Below are 16,439 nucleotides of genomic sequence, written 5' to 3'. Positions count from 1 at the left end.
TCGCGGCAGGCAAGGCCGGGGACCGGCGCCGTCAGAGGGCGGCGTCGGTCCGGCAGGTCAGGATCAATAGATGCTGAACGGGAAGTACTTGTCGTTGATCTTCTTGTAGGTGCCGTCAGCCACGATTTCTTTTAGTGCGACGTTCAGTCTCTCGCGAATCGGATCGTTTTTACGCACTGCGATTCCGATCTTGTCGCTTTCTTCCACCGGGTCGCCTTTGAACTCGTAACTGCGGCCGGCGTCGCTTTTCAGCCATTCGTAGTTGACGTATTTGTCAGCCAGGATGCCGTCCAGACGACCGGAGGTCAGGTCCAGGTAAGCGTTTTCCTGAGTGTCGTAGAGTTTGACTTCGACGCCTTCCATGTTGTCTTCCATCCAGGTGCCGGCGAGGGTCGCACGTTGTGCGCCGATCACTTTGCCTTGCAGGGAAGCCTTGTCGGTTTTGAACTCTTTGTCTTTAGGTGCGATGAACTGCAGCTTGTTGGAGTAGTACGGGTCGGTGAAGTCGACGGCTTGCTTGCGTTCGTCGGTGATCGACATCGAGGAGATCAGGAAGTCGAACTTCTTGGCGTTCAGGGCCGGGATGATGCCGTCCCAATCGGACGTGACCACGGTGCAATCGACTTTCATCTTGGCGCACAGGGCGTCGCCGATTTCCTTGTCGAAGCCGACCACGTTGCCGCTGGCATCTTTGTTGTTGAACGGCGGGTAGGCCGCTTCGATGCCCATCTTCAGGGTTTCGGCCATGGCACCGGCGCTGAACGCCAGGGTGACGGCGGCAGCCAGGAAGACCTTTTTGTAGTTCTGCATGCGGGTAGCTCCGTTAGCGGTTGCTGGACATGAATTGTTTGCAGCGCGCCGAAAGCGGGTTTTCGAACACCTGCTGTGGCGATCCTTGCTCTTCTACCAGGCCTTGGTGAAGGAACACCACTTCGCTGGACACCTGACGGGCGAAGCCCATTTCGTGGGTAACCAGCAACATGGTGCGGCCTTCCTCGGCCAATGCGCGGATGACATTAAGTACTTCCTGGACCATTTCCGGGTCAAGGGCGGAGGTGGGTTCGTCGAACAGAATCACCTTGGGTTGCATCGCCAGCGTGCGGGCAATTGCCGCGCGCTGCTGCTGTCCGCCGGACAGTTCTGCCGGGTAGGCGTGGCGCTTTTCGGCGATGCCGACCTTGGCCAGCAGGGCTTCGGCGACTTCGATGGCCTCGGCTTTACTTTGGCCGAGCACGCGGCGCGGGGCTTCGATGATGTTGTCGAGCACGCTCATGTGCGGCCAGAGATTAAAGTTTTGAAACACAAAACCAATCTCGCTGCGCAGGCGGTTGATCTGTTTGCCATCAGCGGCAACCAGTTCGCCGTTCTTGGCGGCTTTGAGCTTGAGTTCTTCGCCGGCCACCAGGATCTGTCCCTGATGCGGGTTTTCCAGCAGATTGATGCAACGCAGGAACGTGGACTTGCCGGAACCGGAGGAACCGAGGATCGAGATCACATCGCCGTCGCGGGCGGTCAGCGAGATACCTTTGAGCACCTCCAGCGAACCGTAGCGTTTGTGCAAGTTGCGGATTTCAAGCGCGGGCGCGGCCTCAGCCATGTGCGTTCCTCATAGTGTGTTGCTCCTGCTGTTGGCGGCCTTCCTGGCGAGGCGGCCAAGCTAGCATAGCGTCTGAATGGCAGCCAACAGCGCTACGGGCGGTAAACGGATGTCGTGTGGCAGGTTGTCGCATCGGTACAGCAGACTGTCGCGCTGCTATCAACCGAACAGCCGTTTGAACACGGCCTGTCGATAAAAAACGCGGTAGCTGTCCCAAAAAAGGGCGCGATGTTGCCAGCTTTGGCGGGGTGTTGGAAGCGTTGATCGGACAAACGTTCCTGATCTGCACTTTTATCGTGCGCCCAGCATTTTTTTAGTGTGTTTCTGGTGCGCCGATTCGTTTCTAAAGTGAGTCGGTGGGTAACGTTCTGGCGAATTGCCATTAATCTCAATAACTTGCGATGACTGTCCGGTCACTCCACAGGGCCCGTGGTTGAAGACTTTGTTACATTTTGGCGCAATTATTGCGTGCAGAATACGGAACGCCCTGTTGGTTTCTTTTTACGAGAAAGGAATGCCACGGCGGGGTGGACGTAATCGCTTCTCCTTACAAAGGTAGTTTCAATGAGCAGTACCCCAAGCTCCAATGGCCTCGAACAGGGGCTCAAACCGCGTCATGTGACCATGCTGTCGATCGCCGGGGTTATCGGCGCCGGGCTGTTCGTCGGTTCCGGCCACGCCATTGCTGCCGCCGGCCCTGCCGTGCTTCTGGCCTACGCCGCCGCCGGTACCCTGGTGGTGCTGGTGATGCGCATGCTCGGTGAGATGGCTGTTGCTTCGCCAGACACGGGCTCCTTCTCCACCTATGCCGATCGCGCGATCGGTCACTGGGCCGGTTTCACTATCGGCTGGCTGTATTGGTGGTTCTGGGTGTTGGTGATTCCGCTGGAAGCGAACGCTGCCGCGACCATCCTGCATGCCTGGTTCCCGAATGTGGCGATCTGGGCGTTTACGCTGGTCATCACCCTGCTGCTGACAGTGACTAACCTGTTCAGCGTAAAAAATTACGGTGAGTTCGAATTCTGGTTCGCCCTGATCAAAGTCATCGCGATCATCGGTTTTATCGCGCTTGGTGTTGCGGCGATTTTTGGCTTTTTGCCGAATAGCCAGGTCAGCGGCGTTTCACATCTGTTCGACACCCAGGGTTTCCTGCCGAATGGCATGGGCGCGGTGTTGGGCGCGATTCTGACAACGATGTTCTCCTTCATGGGTACCGAGATCGTGACCATTGCGGCTGCGGAATCGAAGAACCCAGGTCAACAGATTTCCAAGGCCACCAATTCGGTGATCTGGCGGATCGGTTTGTTCTATCTCGTGTCGATCTTCATCGTCGTGGCCCTGGTGCCTTGGAATGACCCGGTGCTGGCAGCGGTAGGTTCGTACCAGACAGTGCTTGAGCGCATGGGCATCCCGAATGCCAAGCTGATCGTCGACATCGTGGTTCTGGTTGCGGTAACCAGCTGCCTGAATTCGGCGCTGTACACCGCCTCGCGCATGATGTTCTCGTTGGGTAAACGTGGTGATGCACCGGCCATTTCCCAGCGCACCAACAAAAGTGGCACGCCGTATTGGGCCGTTATCCTGTCCACGGCAGCGGCTTTCCTGGCGGTGTTCGCCAACTACGTGGCCCCGGCTGCCGTGTTCGAATTCCTGCTGGCCAGCTCCGGCGCCATCGCACTGCTGGTTTACCTGGTGATCGCCTTTTCGCAACTGCGCATGCGCAAGCAGCGTATGGCTCGCGGTGAGAAAATTGCCTTCAGCATGTGGCTGTTTCCGGGCCTGACTTACGCGGTGATCATCTTCATCGTGGTGGCCCTGACCATCATGCTGTTCCAGGAAGCGCATCGCGTGGAGATTCTCGCCACCGGTTTCCTGAGCCTGTTGGTGGTAGCGGCCGGTTTGTTTGTGTCTCGCCGTCGCAAGCTGCAGAAGCTTGGTGCAGTGGTGTTGACCTGATTCGCGCCGCGTAACCTAAAACGGCCGCTGTCAGTGATGACGAGCGGCCGTTTTTGTTTGTGGCTGTTGTAAGAGCTGATCAGGGATGAACCCAATCCTCTACGCGTAGCCCTGGCACCCTTTCGAATTCCCGCAGATTGTTAGTGACGACAATGAACCCGCGTGAACGCGCATGGCCGGCAATCATGTGGTCGTAAGGCCCGATAGGTGTTCCAGCCTTCGCTAGCTCTGAGCGGATCATTCCAGTATGTGCAGCAGCCTCATTGTCGAAAGGCAAAATCTCAAGGCGAGCGGCCAAACCCTCAACTACCGCGAGGTTTTTTTCGGGAGCTGCTGATTTTTCGGCACCGTAGATCAATTCCATCAGCGTGACCGCACTGATACACAGCTGCCCATTATGGCGATTGAAGGCTTCTCTAACGATCTGGGGCTTGTTCTTGATGGTGAAGATGCAAATGTTGGTATCAAGCATGTATTTGATCATCAGAACGACTCGCGCTCCTGGTCGGTGGGTTCGTCGCGATCAGTCATAAAGTCTGCACTGGTGTTATCTCCGTCGAACCAGCTGTCCCAGGTCTCGTCGGCAGGGGTAATGATTCGAGCCCGGCCGATGGCGACTACGTTGACTCGTTTTACGTCGCTGGGCATCGCAACGGCTTTGGGAAGACGAACAGCCTGGCTTCGATTGCTCATGAAGAGCGTTGTTTGTTCCATTCCGGCCTCCTTGGATCTGCGGGTATATAGAGCCCAAGAATAGTTTTCTATTGGGATATGTCAACGGGATATACGTCACCGCTGACAGGAGGTAACTGGTTTAATTGCCTCTCACAAAAACGGCCGCTGTCAGTGATGACGAGCGGCCGTTTTTGATTTTTGAAAAGGGTGAATTACTCGCCCTTTTCTTCCTCTGCATCCAGCGACTTGCGATAGCTGTCCAGTGCTGTGCCGAAGTCTGTGATGAACTGCGGGTCCGTCAGCCAGGCCTGGGCGGCATCGTGGTCCATGCCGTCAGCCCACATGCGATAGTCGATCAGCATGTCGGCGGCCAGGTGGGTGGCAGCCATGGCTTCGTTGTCGGCGTTTTCCATGTCGAGCAGGTCGGGATGGTCGGTGATGATGCCGGCGAGGTCGGTCAGCAGGGCCAGCAGCATATCGTTGCGGCTGACGGCTTCTGCGTCGCGCATTTTGCTGAACATGGCCAGGGTGTATTCCGGGATCGGCTCGCCCGGTTCGTCCAGGTCATTGTCCAGGTCGTCGTCCAGCGCGGCGGGTTTTCGTCCGTGGATATTGATTTGCTTGGCTTTGATCTTGGCGCGCTTGGCGCGTTTTTGTTGCTTGTTCAGGGAGGCCATGGGAACTCAGTTCGGTGTCTGTGGGTTTTGGGCCGCGATGGCTTCGGATGCCGCCACGTAGTCAATCTGGAAATCCGGGGATTCGATCCACGCCAAGGCACCGGCTTCGTCCACTTCGGTGGACCATTGGCGATACTCGATCAGCGCGGCGATGATGAAGTCTGTCGCGGTTTCTTCGCCTTCCTGCTCCAGCACCAGCGCGAGCAACGGGTGTTCCAGGAACACGGTGCACATGGCTTGCTGGCTGATCTTCTGGGCGTCGATCATTTCTTTGAACAGTTCGGTCAGGTCTACCGATTCGAAGTCGATTCTATCGTCATTCGGATCCAGTTCGACCGGCGCGACCGCCCGTTGGGTGCGGTTCTGCTTGGCCTTGGCTTTGGCGCGGGTGGCGCGTTTTTGCTGCTTGTTGGCGGAGGCCATGGGCGTCGTTCCGTATTTCGTTGAAGGGGCGCATTGGTCAGTGGCGGGGCACTAGCCGTCCCGGAGTGTCAGCGGCCAGTTCGCCGATTTGCAGCCAGGACAATGCAATGGGCCATAGTGTGGCTTGGTATGCGCTGCGAAAAAAGGCGAAATGTCCGACTTCTGTCTGGCCGATGTCTTCGGGGGCGATTCGCAGGTGGGTGTTTGTGCTTTGGGTGAAGTAGCCCAGCAGTCGTTCGATAGCCGGGATCGTGCCATAGGGATCGTCGGTGATGCTGATGGCCAGTGTTTTTGCAGTGACGCGGCCAAAGGCCCTTACGTGGCTGTCCTGACCGCTGGGGCGCTTCTCGTAACGAGCAGTGGGCGTGCTCCAGTCGCGGACGACGCCGGCCGGCGTGTCTTCCAGCCAGCCAAGCCGTTTTCCGGGGAAATAACCGCACAGCATTGTCACTAACGGCATGACCAGATGCCACTTGCCGAACATTCGCCAGCGATGAGCGGGCGCGTAGTCGCGCCAGTAGGCGAATTGCGCGCCGACGGTCACCATGCGTCGAATGAGATGGCCAGACGCTCCCAGGCCCGCTGCACAGCCTCCAAAGCTGTGGGCGACGACGTCGATGGGCTGGCCGGGGAATTCGCGCTGAGCGCGCTTGAGCATCGCCTCAAAGTCCAGGGCGCCCCAGTCGGACCATGAGGCCTTCAGTCCTTTCAGTGACTCGGGTCGTGATTCACCGATGCCGCGGTAATCGAAGGTCATGACGTCGAAGCCATGGGCGCAGAGGTAGTCGGCGAAGCGCGAGTAATGGCGGCAGCGGACGGAAGTGGCGGCATTGATGATGACGACAGGGCGCATCGCGTCAGGAATAGCATGCCGCCAGATGAATCCGCCGAGGATATAGCCGTCTGCGGCGGCCTCCTTGAACGGCTGGGCCGCCGTCGGGGGCCGCTCGATTTGGGTGGAGGCCGGGGGCATGTCCTGCTGCAGATTCATCGGTATCGGACCTTGGCGAGAAGCAACCAACGATAGTCTTCGCGCAGCGGATGGACAATCCGTCAGCTATTCGGTGGTTGAATATGAAGCAACCGCTCCTCAAGCAACGCGCGCTCGCGGTCCAGTTCGGCTCGAAGTTCTTCTTCGCTTGGCAACACCAGTCTGTATTTGCTGGCGAACAGTTGCTCGTTGCCTTCCAGAACCGAATAACGCACCACAGACTCGTCTTTTTGCGCGCAAAGGATGATGCCGACAGTCGGGCCATCCTCCGGGCCGCATCTGAGGTCATCGTACATGCGTACATACATGTCCATCTGCCCGACGTCCTGGTGTGTCAGTTCTCCGCGTTTCAAATCAAAGATGACAAAGCATTTAAGCAAGTAGTTGTAGAACACCAGATCGATATAGAAATCTTTGCTGTCGGTGCTGATACGTTGTTGGCGAGCGATGAAGGCAAAGCCTTTTCCGAGCTCCAGCAGAAACGATTGCAGTTGGTTGATCAACGCTTGCTCGAGCTCGCTTTCCATCACCAGGCCTGCATCAGGCAGGCCGAGGAGCTCCAATACAACTGGATCCCTGATGAAGTCTCGAGGGCTGGCGTTCAACTGCTGGATGTTCGAGGCGGCTTCCTGCATGACGGCAGGGCGATCCCTGCTCGCCAACAAGCGTTCGTAGTAGAGCGTATTGATCTGGCGTTCCAATGCTCGCGATGACCAGTTTTGTACGGCGGACTCTTTCATGTACCAGTGTCGGGCGGGTTCACTGTCGACCCTCAGGAGTCTGCGGTAGTGCGTCCAGCTCAATTCGGAACGCACTGCGTTCCAAATTGGAAAGGTCTGATAGAAGTCCCGCATGTATCTCAGATTACGCTCATCGAATCCTTTCCCGAACTCTGCCGTCAGCACCTTTGCAAGCGATGCCAGTAGATGTTTGCCATAGGCGGCTCGTTGAGCGCCGCCTTGCTCGAACTCGACAATATGCCGCCCGATCTGCCAGCAGGTCTGTACCTGAACCGTGTCAACCGTTCGCAGGACCTTCTGGCGTGCCTCCCGAATCACTTCGCCGAGATTGCTCAGGAGGGAGGTTACATTTGGGTCTTGAATCATGTCCTGACGGGGCGCTTTCATGGATTCTTCCGAGGCTGATGAGCGGGCGTAAAAGAATCGCAGGGCAGGAGCAGAGATCGATGCCGGGCGCGGCTGGTAAATGTGAACGAAGGGACTGAGGGGGTTGCAGGATCGATCCGACGACTTGGCACAGTTTCGGAATTCGACTTGTAGTCCAATTCGCAGTGAGCCCAAGCACTAATCAATCTGGAACCTGAACGTTTAGCGACAAATCTAACAAGGGTAATGATTGAGCTCTACGGAGCTCGGGAGTTGCCATCATGAAACACGGATACTCATTGATTCTTGTGCTCGTCTGCCTATCGATGTTCCCGGTGGCGCTGCAGGCTGCCAGTCTGGAACCTGTCGACAGCTCAGGTGTGCAAGTTCAGCGGCAGGACCAGAATGGCGTTGCCTATCTGTCTGGCGGTATTGGCGAGGACGAGGCTAAGGCGATCCAGCAAGCCACTGGCTACAACCTGCACATGACATTTTCTATCGGCGTGGAGAACAAGTACGTCCCGGACGTTGATGTGGTTATTCATAACGCTCAGGCGCAAACCGTGTTGACCCTGACGCAGGCCGGTCCGCTGGTTTATGTCCAGCTGCCACCTGGCAAGTACACGGTGGCCGCGACGAGAAATGGTGAAGAGCGGCGTGACACCACAGATGTTGGCAGCGGTGCTGCACGCAATCTGGTTTTTCACTGGAATGGCGGTGAGTAGGGAGCGGCAATCATAACGACGCCAGGGAATCGATGATTGCAATGCGCAGAGGGTTGGTTTCCATGCTCAACAGCTTAATGGCCAAGGCGCAACAGACCACGATCAGCATGGGTTTAATCAATCGTGGCCCAACATGTACGGCCGCTCGTGCACCCAGCTGAGCACCGATGAACGCCGCCAACGCCATGGCTATAGCAATCGGCCAGACAATCACGCCTTTGGTGATGAAAACAGACAGAGAGCCCAGATTGCACGAGGCGTTGGCGAGTTTGGTAAAGCTCATGGCTCGCATCATGCCCAAGCCGCAGAGCAGGACAAATCCGACGATGAAGAACGAGCCGACCCCGGGGCCGAATATACCGTCGTAAAAACCCAGGATCGGCGCGACGGTAAACGAAAACAGCAGAATGCCTATTCTCTTGCGTCGATCCTGATTGGCCAGCTTGGGAGAGAACGCAAAATACATGGCCACCAGAATCAGCATGATCGGCACGCACACTTCCAGATAGTGCTTATCAATGTAACTGACCAGCAGCGCACCGCCAGCACCGCCCAAAAATCCGCAAATAACCAGATAACGGCCTTCGCGCCATTCGATCATTCCTTTACGAGCAAAGGTTGCAGTTGCTGAAACAGTTGCCGAGGCGGCCTGAAATTTGTTCGTTGCGATCGCGCTGATCGGGTCCAGACCGGCCAGAACCAATGCGGGCAACGTAATCAGGCCGCCGCCACCTGCTATCGCGTCGAAAAAACCTGCGCAAAATGCGACGAGCGCCAATATGCCAATGACATCCCAAGACATTCGATTCCCTCTATGTAGTTATTGGCCCAGTGCTCACGCGACGGGTCGTTCAAGCGGATGAATAAATCAGCCCTGCAAGAGCAACGGGTCCTCTGACAGAACGATTGGGGAAGAAAATTTTGAAAGACCGAAGAGGCGTACCAGGACTCGTCGGTTGTCTCTGATGACATCGCGGCAGTGCAGGGTCCGGGTGTTATTGATGACCATGGCGGATTCCTGGGCCAGTGTGTATTCGCAGGGAGCTGCTTCGCTCACGCCTTAGCAGAGGGCGCTGTAAGCCGCTTTTACAAAAGGCGAGGCGGTGTCATTGACCGAAAAGCGGTAGGCGTTAAAGCGCGCTGCGAAGCCAGCCTTGTCGTCGAACTCCAAAATCGAAACGTTGTGACCGTCCTCCCCTTTGCCACTGACAAAGGAGTCGCTACGAGTGAAATGGAAGTTGCCGGAGGTCAGTGCAAGGCAGTGGGTGAAGCCGATTTTTTCGAGTATGGAAGTCAGTGGAATGACCCGCGTAGGTTCCTCGGCAGGATTCCACAAGGCTGAGAGTATGAGTGAGGACGGGGAGGGCGAATGTCCGTCTTTTGCATTCACGGCGCACCAGTAAGGTGCCTCGGTATGAGGGCCCAGGGCGAGGCCGGAACGCGAACTCAGCTCTTTGACGTCTGGCTCGGCGCTGATTTTTACGATTCCGCCGCCCTTGAAGTTGGCCACCAATCGAACCAGCTGTCCTTCATTGTCCATGTCGTAGGCGAAGGCGCTGTTATCGACCAGTTTCAACAAGATCTGTTTACGGGCAGCCATGCAAAGGACGTCGTGATTATTCTTCAGGCATGTCAGGTCCGGCAGTTCATTTGGAGGGCTGACAGAAGTGATTTTTTGCAGACCTTCAAAGATCAGAACGCACACCAGTCCATCGGAGTAGGCGTCCAGCAGTTCGCATTGATCCTTGGAAAACGAACGCTTTAATTCAGTGGCCGCCAGTGCCGCTTTGAATCGGGCTCCTTGAGCCTGCGGCCCGCCGAGGGCGGCCAGTTCCTCGGCGCAGCTGTGAAGCGCTGTTGATTGCTGCCTATCAAAATTGAACGTTCTGATTTCTTGTTCGGTAAAAAATCCAGCGGCTTCGACGTCTGGACTGATGGCGTCAGTCATTGTTTACATCCCTGTCGTGTATCTGCTCCCGGTTATGCGGAAGCTCCTTTCCCGATTCTGCCCAATCCGCAAATCAGTGTATGTCGTCCCTTTCCGGTAAAGCAGACGGAGCGCTCCTACAGATCCGTGACGGAGGCTATGTCTGGTTTAACGCCTCGATGGAGGCTGAAACAGCGTCTTGCCAAATCCCAGGCATAAAAAAACCCTGAATCTTGCGATTCAGGGTTTTCGGTATTTGGTGCCAGAGACGGAATCGAACAGTTGGCTGTAGAGCTCGAATTTAAAGGGCTTTAGCAGTTATATTGCGTGAATCTACTCACAAATCTACTCTCTTTTTGAAATGCTGCTCCGAATTGAGGACGCCTGCGGTGGCCGAAATGGGGCTGATTTACTCTGCCAATCCCCGACGAACGGTAAACCCACATTGCCGCAATCATCGAAGGTGCAATGGTGCGGTCACAACGACGCCCTGGATCAATCCCGCCACGCTGAGGCGCTCTTACCACCACCCCGGATCAGGGGAGTGGTTATTCAAGGGATTCTTCTATGGCTGCTCAGTTAGCGATATCTGAAAACTCGTACTCATCATCGACAGTTGAAACTTGCCAGCGGTACCCGCGGATGCGCAGTGTTTCATTTAACCAGTTGAGATCGACAATTGTCCGGTCGTACCAGACCGCCTCTAGATCGCATGGTGTGATCGATTTTTCGATGAAATATCTTTCCTTTAGTCCCATGACTAGTAGCTTGCGTGCCATGTATTGCGGAGTATCTGGAGCATCTCCACCACGTCCAGGCTCATTTTGAGGATGCCCATAGGGTGGTTTTATGTGCGCGCGAGTAGTGAAACCAAAAAGATGAGCCCCGTAGGATTGGCCACCACGTCCACCTCTGCCATCAATTTGGCTTGATTCGCCACCTTGCCCGCCTGCCATGAATACATCGTCCTGCTCGATTAGGACATCGCCACCGGGCTGACCTGGCCCCACGCCTCCGCGTCCACCTTTGCCACCCACTCCCGTGCTCCTGTCACCCTTTACGCGAGCCTTACCTCCCGGGCCGCCATCTCCGATGACCGCTTCGCCGCCGTGGCCTCCGAGGGCGGTGCTATCATCACCTTCGACTTCAGCTTGGCCGCCGGTTCCACCGGTTCCTTGCGTTATTTTTTTCATAGCTTCGGCTCGACATTCTGAGGGCAATATGACTGATAAATTGAAAATCGTACAAGGACTGTCGCTGGCTCAATGGGAGGCATTATTCCGTCCGGGGATACAAGAATTTGCAGCTTCGACATTCATGTTTTCGGGAGAAACGAATGAGCAAGTTCGAATCGGCTTTGGGAATAGTGGTCCTTACACCGGTGAAGGTGAGCGCTCTCCGGTTTTCACTCATGCTGTGACTCTTTCGCCAAGCGTTGCCGCGGAACTCGCTCGAGTGCTTCTCGAACATTTTGCTAAGCCAACGGATGATCCGAGCAAGCCAACTGCAATGATCTAGCCCGCGCCGCCATGGCCACCCTTTGCAACCGATCTTGTCCCTCGGACGGTTGCATTTCCCCCGGCGCCACCAGTACCCCCATTCGCAGCACCTCCGTCCCCGCCTAATGCTTCGTTGTCATCACCAATGCTTGTCGCAGTTCCTCCCTGACCCCCGCGCCCTTGTACAGCTTTGGTTTTGATCACCCGGTATGCGAGCACACCTGAAACAACAAAGATTATTGCCGCCAATATCAACGCGAGAGTCGGGGAGATCCAAGTAACCAAAGCCGGTAGGCCAAACGCGGCAAGCGGTGTCGCGATAAGCAGTAAAACCGGAACATAGAATTCTGCATATGGATGGTTTGCCATCAGTTTTCCCTAACGTGGACGTCTGAGAACAGTCGGGCAATGTGAATGCTGACTGGACCTTGAGTGGTTTAGCATTTTTTCGATTACAGAGAAATTGTAGCTGAGCATCCGGAGTGGCAACTCGGGGACACGCACCATTGGCCTGACCTCCCATTTTGGTAGGGCAGGTGCCGCGATGATCAGAGTTGGTCAGAAAGCGATCAGCTATGGGAGTCACCTATGGTTAAGCGGCCGCTTAGATGAACTCAGCAATATTGGCCACTCGGCTGCTCAGCATTCGTTTCCGCAGAAAACCTTTTGCCTCGGGCGATAGCTCACTCCAATCGAGCAGTTCTATGTTGGCGGTTGTATAGCAACCCTTGGCTTTCATCGCGTCGTAGTTTTCTCGCTTAGTCACGATGTGAACCTTCTCCATGAGGTATATCGCGTCGATGAACTCCTGACAGTTTTCCCCTTTCATCATGTGGCGCGCGACTAATTTGGTCAGTTCGTGCTGAAGCCTGTGAAAATGCTCTAACACAAGCTCGCCTTCCAGGTTGGCCAGCGCGGCACGCGAGACCTTGCCAGTGAACATACAAATCCGGCGTTTCAGCCCAGGCCCGATAATGTGCGTATAGATTCCCCGGACGGCGGTCGAGTTGAAGACCCCGTTTTTAGATGCGTACATCATTACGTCGTAGCATTTGGTGAGCGTATCGTTGAGGGACAGTTGTGATGCCATGGCTTTGCTGTTGTCACGAGCAACTGCTTTCATTTGAGTTTTAGTGCCTTGTCTTGATGGCGGTGTAGAGGCCTACCTGACAGATGCCAGAAATATACCTAGTACCTACAAACGCATTTCCCTGATGACTCGCCGCGGATCAGAACCTCGAGCGAGAGCGCGCCGGGCGTCCTTGGTCAGCTGGTCGAGCGCTTGCTCCTCGAATGCCGCTGCCATTGCGCTGGCCTTCCTGATAATCAGCAGCGCCAGCTCCGGCGGAAACACCACCTTGTTGGCGGGCAGGTAGTCACAGTTGATCGCGGACACGGCTCAGTCCTTGGTGTGCGGCTGAAGCTGGTGCTGTTTGGTAGCGCCAGCTATGACCGGCAGATGTTACCTGTTCCGGCCTGCTGTCAGGTCGTCAGGCGCCCCAGTTAATACTTGATGAGTATCAAGCGCCAGCGCGCAGCTATCACCCTGGAGGCGGCGCGGTGCTTGGGCTTCGGACGATTCTGACGGTATCTGTCGACGGAAATCCGTCTAGTGCCTGTCTAGTATTTCTTGGCGCGCTAAGTATTGCATGCCCCGGTATTTCACCACCTTATTCCGCCGGCCTGGTGCTGTCGATTGATCAAGCATTTACCTTGACGACGCCCTCCAGGATTTTTGACGTGGGTGCTGCTGGCCAAGCTACTCGAATGCTCCCAAAGCCTTATTCCGCCTGGCTTACAGCGCGCCGGTCGGTAGTGTCGTCGTGGGAATCCGTCTTAACCTGTCAAAAATTCCGTCAAGGCTGGTCAAGGTTCTAGCCATTTTGGACGGGGGTGCGCTGCTCTGATCCGGCCCAGCCGCCTGCACGCCAGGTGGGTCGCTGCTTTCCGGGTGCTCGATCTACCGGGGAGGGTCACAATCCGTCCAGAGCCTGTCCAGAATTCGTCTGGGGTTTGTCAGGGGTATGAGACGGTAAAGTCGGCTTCTTTGACGGCCCCCGCACGGGATAATCCTCTGACGCCCACCCGGCGCCGGTTTCGTCTCATGCCTGTCTCACATTCCGTCAAAGTGTGGTCAAAGAGGCAGAGTAGTGTGGACCGTTCCCTCTGATCATTTACCTCAAGTCTTGTGCATTTTTCGAAACAACATCTCTCCATGGCCCAGGGTGTCGCTTCTGGAGCTCGGTGGCGATGCCGTATTCAGTGAAGTGAGCGAAGTAAGCGAGATCGGTGAGCACCAGACTGACTCTGATATCAGAGGCATCTGAATAGCCGCGTTTCTCAAGTTCGGGAAGCAGTTTTGGCATCAGATCAGGAATCAGGCGCTCCAGGCATTCGAGAAAATCATGTTCTTTGTCCATTTCAGTGATCGCGAAAATACTGTGCCCAGAGAACATGTACCCCCCGCCAACAGGGGCATATGTCGTGCCATCTTTAACTTGAACGAATGAGTTGTAGCGTTTTTCGCGCAGTGCTTTGCGCTGCTCTGATGTCAATTTTTCTACCGGTTGCATTCCTTGGAGAGCCCAACATGCAATCGACTCAGGCCAATTCCTGTGTATTGCCTCCACAATCTCAGCGTCCGTCCAATCATCATGGGTGTAAACGCTGATCGCGTAAAAACTGTCTCCGGTTACTCGAGCGAATAGGAGTGGTCCTGTTCGGTTTGTGTACCGGCCCTTCAACTTCGTGCCGAGATGTAAGTGGTACACCCCCCAATCGCTTAGCATCAGGTCCGTTTTACCGACATCATCAATGAACTTGCTCAAATGAGGCGACAGGTCCTGACCTTGAGTGATTTTCTGCTGTAAAGAGTTCCACCCGGCTTGATGCTCAGGAGGGCATGCGAAAATGTCAGCTATGGATATCTGCCTCGGTCGAGCCGGTATGCGTCTCTGCTGAGCATTGAAGTAGTGAACCGGTATGTCCTTATCCAAACCAGACGTGTCCATATCCCATTTATACGTCATTACGCTTTTCAGTAATTCGTGCCAATCGCTTTTGAAGTCCGTTATCAATTTCATCCTTGGAACCCTTCTTGTTTTGGGGCGTGCGCGTTAAGCCGGCATTCTTTTAGCGGGATTCCGCAGAGTCAGAACCTGACAATAATGCGATTGCATGGGGTGTTCCGCAAATGAGCTGGCAAGCCCGTCCTCCGCGACTCCTGGTTTGTTCCGGTATTACCCAGGTTGCCAGTGGAAACCACTGCAAAACCCTGGAAACCACAGTGGAAACCAGCGATTGGCAATCTCAATATTTCTCAACATGTAGGTCGCCCAAGATGGCGCCAGCAAAGCGGTATTGCGAACCGAAAATGCGTCCTGGGCACATCATGGATGCGTACCAACCTCTCTCGTATGAACTAGAGTCTGGCAACATTGAACAAGGAAGAAGCATGGATAAGACGATGGACATAGAATCTCGCATGATCAGTTTCCTGGAAACGCAGGATCATGTGCGACCATTGGATGGCCATGTCGACCAGCCAACGAACGTGAAAATGGCTGATTACCTGTTCTTTCACGGTCGAGCTGTAACTGAGCTGAAGACACTCAAGATTGATCCAAAAGAAAAGATCTTCAGCCAAGCTAAGCCGGCGATGGATTCAGATGACTTTCCGCTTATCTTTGGCGACTACGATCTGGACGCGGCTATCAAGGCGATGCCAGACGGCCAGGCGACCATAAATAGGATTTTCGCAAAGGCCACAACGGTGGTTGAAGGCGTTTGCCGCCAAGCACGAGATCAGATCGAATCGACTAAGAAGCACCTTGGCCTCGACCCAGAGACGCCAGGCATCTTACTCGTGCTGAACGAGGCCATTGAAAGCATCCCGGTCGCTCAGCTAGTGGATCGCTTTAACTTCTGGCTCGAAGGGGGCAGCGAGAAACGATCAGACCGATTTTCACAAATTGATTTCGTTGTGCTCATCCAGACGACTTATCGCGTCAAGGACCGGCAAGACCGAATGGTTCCTGCGTTCATTATTTACAATGAGTGCAACCCCCATCGCCACCATCTAGTAGAAAACGAAATACACGAGTTTATTGAGTCGTGGGCGCAGTCGCAGGGGCACCGCTACACCACCGCACAAAATGTCCAGACCCTAAAGTTCGAGCCTGACCAGCCCCCGGCACCTCCACCGCAAACTAGGCAAGAGCATATTGAGCATCGATACCGGCAAAATCGGTACCTTGAGGGACTGACGGAGGCTGAGTTCATACAGTACGGCTGTAAAGTCATGAGCCAGATGACCTCGATCGCTTTGATTGGTGGCCCCAAACCGTCAGAAGCAACAGCGATGTTGTACTTGGATCAGTTCGCGGAGTTTCTCGAAGAGTGTCGATTGAGGAGTTTCGATCTGAAGAAGGTTACAAGCCGGATGCGGGCACGTCTTTAAACAGCCAGCCAATACGACGGTGCTAGGTTCGCGCGTCGATGGTTGCGAACCATTGGTGCGAACCTCGGATGCGAGCTTGCTGCTGGTACGCATCGGCGGGCGCGTACCGATCGTGCGTACCTGATTGCGTACCATCGGCACACAGCTCGCTCCCACGAATATTCGCGCACTCCAGGTGCGTGAAGACACTCGTGAAGAGTTGCGTTAAATCTTTCTGGGGGAGGGCTTAGCGCATTGACCAGGTGCGCGACGGGCGTGCGCGAAAGACTGCGCGAATACGCGTCGACCCACTACTTGACGCGAACCGTCCATGAGGTTGTTTCGCAAATAGGCGGGGTGCCATTCACTGCTTGGTTCTCCAATCATCTACGATGGTCGTGACGAAGTAGCACCAATCCCCTAAG

18 protein-coding genes are annotated in these 16,439 nt (G+C 55.3%); 4 read left to right on the top strand and 14 right to left on the bottom strand.

Translation table 11 applies throughout. The features are described 5' to 3' along the window. Positions 1-63: 63 nt before the first annotated feature. Together H7698_RS14035 and H7698_RS14030 are read right to left on the bottom strand one after the other, a co-directional pair. Positions 64-810 carry an ABC transporter substrate-binding protein gene (locus H7698_RS14035; RefSeq protein WP_194691762.1) on the bottom strand — a complete coding sequence of 249 codons (747 nt, stop codon included), beginning with the start codon at positions 808-810 and terminating at the stop codon, positions 64-66. A gap of 13 nt (positions 811-823) precedes the next feature. Continuing rightward, the gene (locus H7698_RS14030; RefSeq protein ID WP_162436987.1) at positions 824-1,597 is read right to left on the bottom strand and encodes an ABC transporter ATP-binding protein; all 774 of its coding nucleotides are present in this window, start codon (positions 1,595-1,597) and stop codon (positions 824-826) included. A gap of 564 nt (positions 1,598-2,161) precedes the next feature. Here H7698_RS14030 and gabP point away from each other — a divergent pair. Next, positions 2,162-3,553: a GABA permease gene (gabP, locus tag H7698_RS14025; protein ID WP_194691761.1), complete on the top strand. Its 1,392-nt coding sequence runs from the start codon at positions 2,162-2,164 to the stop codon at positions 3,551-3,553. 79 nt (positions 3,554-3,632) lie between these two features. Here the strand turns inward: gabP and vapC are convergent, their stop codons facing one another. The 6 genes from vapC to H7698_RS13995 all read right to left on the bottom strand — a co-directional run bounded on the left by vapC (position 3,633) and on the right by H7698_RS13995 (position 7,446). Then, positions 3,633-4,037: a type II toxin-antitoxin system tRNA(fMet)-specific endonuclease VapC gene (gene vapC, locus H7698_RS14020; RefSeq protein ID WP_194691760.1), complete on the bottom strand. Its 405-nt coding sequence runs from the start codon at positions 4,035-4,037 to the stop codon at positions 3,633-3,635. Then, entirely contained in the window at positions 4,037-4,267 is a 231-nt protein-coding gene (gene vapB, locus H7698_RS14015; protein ID WP_194691759.1) for a type II toxin-antitoxin system VapB family antitoxin, read from the bottom strand. The genes vapC and vapB overlap by 1 nt, the downstream gene beginning before the upstream one ends. A 173-nt stretch (positions 4,268-4,440) precedes the next feature. Continuing rightward, positions 4,441-4,905, bottom strand: a complete 465-nt coding sequence (locus tag H7698_RS14010; protein ID WP_194691758.1) for a hypothetical protein — start codon at positions 4,903-4,905, stop codon at positions 4,441-4,443. A 6-nt stretch (positions 4,906-4,911) separates the two neighbouring features. Further along, on the bottom strand, positions 4,912-5,328 hold the full coding sequence (locus H7698_RS14005; RefSeq protein WP_162436984.1) for a hypothetical protein: 417 nt from the start codon (positions 5,326-5,328) through the stop codon (positions 4,912-4,914). Positions 5,329-5,365: 37 nt separating this feature from the next. After that, positions 5,366-6,319: an alpha/beta hydrolase family protein gene (locus H7698_RS14000; RefSeq protein WP_194691757.1), complete on the bottom strand. Its 954-nt coding sequence runs from the start codon at positions 6,317-6,319 to the stop codon at positions 5,366-5,368. Positions 6,320-6,381: 62 nt separating this feature from the next. Continuing rightward, complete coding sequence (locus H7698_RS13995) at positions 6,382-7,446, bottom strand: PDDEXK nuclease domain-containing protein (RefSeq protein WP_194691756.1); 1,065 nt, start codon at positions 7,444-7,446, stop codon at positions 6,382-6,384. Between the two features lie 260 nt (positions 7,447-7,706). Here H7698_RS13995 and H7698_RS13990 point away from each other — a divergent pair, with 260 nt between their 5' ends. Next, a complete protein-coding gene (locus H7698_RS13990) occupies positions 7,707-8,150 on the top strand; it encodes a carboxypeptidase regulatory-like domain-containing protein (protein ID WP_194691755.1) in 444 nt (147 codons plus the stop codon). 10 nt (positions 8,151-8,160) lie between these two features. Here H7698_RS13990 and H7698_RS13985 read toward each other — a convergent pair whose 3' ends face one another. The 3 genes from H7698_RS13985 to H7698_RS13975 all read right to left on the bottom strand — a co-directional run bounded on the left by H7698_RS13985 (position 8,161) and on the right by H7698_RS13975 (position 11,270). Next, on the bottom strand, positions 8,161-8,952 hold the full coding sequence (locus H7698_RS13985; protein ID WP_194691754.1) for a TSUP family transporter: 792 nt from the start codon (positions 8,950-8,952) through the stop codon (positions 8,161-8,163). Between the two features lie 258 nt (positions 8,953-9,210). After that, complete coding sequence (locus tag H7698_RS13980; protein ID WP_235992834.1) at positions 9,211-10,098, bottom strand: hypothetical protein; 888 nt, start codon at positions 10,096-10,098, stop codon at positions 9,211-9,213. Positions 10,099-10,652: 554 nt separating this feature from the next. After that, positions 10,653-11,270, bottom strand: a complete 618-nt coding sequence (locus H7698_RS13975) for a hypothetical protein (RefSeq protein ID WP_194691753.1) — start codon at positions 11,268-11,270, stop codon at positions 10,653-10,655. 28 nt (positions 11,271-11,298) lie between these two features. Between H7698_RS13975 and H7698_RS13970 the strand changes: the two genes are divergently transcribed. Continuing rightward, the gene (locus tag H7698_RS13970; protein ID WP_194691752.1) at positions 11,299-11,595 is read left to right on the top strand and encodes a hypothetical protein; all 297 of its coding nucleotides are present in this window, start codon (positions 11,299-11,301) and stop codon (positions 11,593-11,595) included. 585 nt (positions 11,596-12,180) lie between these two features. Here the strand turns inward: H7698_RS13970 and H7698_RS13965 are convergent. The 3 genes from H7698_RS13965 to H7698_RS13955 all read right to left on the bottom strand — a co-directional run bounded on the left by H7698_RS13965 (position 12,181) and on the right by H7698_RS13955 (position 14,659). Next, positions 12,181-12,699, bottom strand: a complete 519-nt coding sequence (locus H7698_RS13965) for a hypothetical protein (protein ID WP_194691751.1) — start codon at positions 12,697-12,699, stop codon at positions 12,181-12,183. A gap of 72 nt (positions 12,700-12,771) precedes the next feature. Beyond that, positions 12,772-12,972 (bottom strand): hypothetical protein, encoded by a 201-nt coding sequence (locus tag H7698_RS13960; RefSeq protein ID WP_194691750.1) that lies wholly within the window; start codon positions 12,970-12,972, stop codon positions 12,772-12,774. A gap of 778 nt (positions 12,973-13,750) precedes the next feature. Continuing rightward, the gene (locus H7698_RS13955; RefSeq protein ID WP_194691749.1) at positions 13,751-14,659 is read right to left on the bottom strand and encodes a hypothetical protein; all 909 of its coding nucleotides are present in this window, start codon (positions 14,657-14,659) and stop codon (positions 13,751-13,753) included. 371 nt (positions 14,660-15,030) lie between these two features. On the opposite strand from H7698_RS13955, the gene H7698_RS13950 reads away from it, so the two are divergent. Beyond that, positions 15,031-16,035 (top strand): hypothetical protein, encoded by a 1,005-nt coding sequence (locus H7698_RS13950; RefSeq protein ID WP_194691748.1) that lies wholly within the window; start codon positions 15,031-15,033, stop codon positions 16,033-16,035. Positions 16,036-16,439: the final 404 nt, after the last annotated feature.

This window comes from Pseudomonas sp. p50(2008) (assembly GCF_015351605.1).
GTDB lineage: Bacteria > Pseudomonadota > Gammaproteobacteria > Pseudomonadales > Pseudomonadaceae > Aquipseudomonas.
Note: the sequence above shows the minus strand (reverse complement) of the source record. Positions and strands in the feature narration are given on the sequence as shown.

What these genes read in the sequence shown, in the direction of transcription:
- H7698_RS14035 (WP_194691762.1), bottom strand. Translation starts at nt 810, where the DNA reads ATGCAGAACTACAAAAAGGTCTTCCTGGCTGCCGCCGTCACCCTGGCG.
- H7698_RS14030 (WP_162436987.1), bottom strand. Translation starts at nt 1,597, where the DNA reads ATGGCTGAGGCCGCGCCCGCGCTTGAAATCCGCAACTTGCACAAACGC.
- gabP (WP_194691761.1), top strand. Translation starts at nt 2,162, where the DNA reads ATGAGCAGTACCCCAAGCTCCAATGGCCTCGAACAGGGGCTCAAACCG.
- vapC (WP_194691760.1), bottom strand. Translation starts at nt 4,037, where the DNA reads ATGATCAAATACATGCTTGATACCAACATTTGCATCTTCACCATCAAG.
- vapB (WP_194691759.1), bottom strand. Translation starts at nt 4,267, where the DNA reads ATGGAACAAACAACGCTCTTCATGAGCAATCGAAGCCAGGCTGTTCGT.
- H7698_RS14010 (WP_194691758.1), bottom strand. Translation starts at nt 4,905, where the DNA reads ATGGCCTCCCTGAACAAGCAACAAAAACGCGCCAAGCGCGCCAAGATC.
- H7698_RS14005 (WP_162436984.1), bottom strand. Translation starts at nt 5,328, where the DNA reads ATGGCCTCCGCCAACAAGCAGCAAAAACGCGCCACCCGCGCCAAAGCC.
- H7698_RS14000 (WP_194691757.1), bottom strand. Translation starts at nt 6,319, where the DNA reads ATGAATCTGCAGCAGGACATGCCCCCGGCCTCCACCCAAATCGAGCGG.
- H7698_RS13995 (WP_194691756.1), bottom strand. Translation starts at nt 7,446, where the DNA reads ATGAAAGCGCCCCGTCAGGACATGATTCAAGACCCAAATGTAACCTCC.
- H7698_RS13990 (WP_194691755.1), top strand. Translation starts at nt 7,707, where the DNA reads ATGAAACACGGATACTCATTGATTCTTGTGCTCGTCTGCCTATCGATG.
- H7698_RS13985 (WP_194691754.1), bottom strand. Translation starts at nt 8,952, where the DNA reads ATGTCTTGGGATGTCATTGGCATATTGGCGCTCGTCGCATTTTGCGCA.
- H7698_RS13980 (WP_235992834.1), bottom strand. Translation starts at nt 10,098, where the DNA reads ATGACTGACGCCATCAGTCCAGACGTCGAAGCCGCTGGATTTTTTACC.
- H7698_RS13975 (WP_194691753.1), bottom strand. Translation starts at nt 11,270, where the DNA reads ATGAAAAAAATAACGCAAGGAACCGGTGGAACCGGCGGCCAAGCTGAA.
- H7698_RS13970 (WP_194691752.1), top strand. Translation starts at nt 11,299, where the DNA reads ATGACTGATAAATTGAAAATCGTACAAGGACTGTCGCTGGCTCAATGG.
- H7698_RS13965 (WP_194691751.1), bottom strand. Translation starts at nt 12,699, where the DNA reads ATGAAAGCAGTTGCTCGTGACAACAGCAAAGCCATGGCATCACAACTG.
- H7698_RS13955 (WP_194691749.1), bottom strand. Translation starts at nt 14,659, where the DNA reads ATGAAATTGATAACGGACTTCAAAAGCGATTGGCACGAATTACTGAAA.
- H7698_RS13950 (WP_194691748.1), top strand. Translation starts at nt 15,031, where the DNA reads ATGGATAAGACGATGGACATAGAATCTCGCATGATCAGTTTCCTGGAA.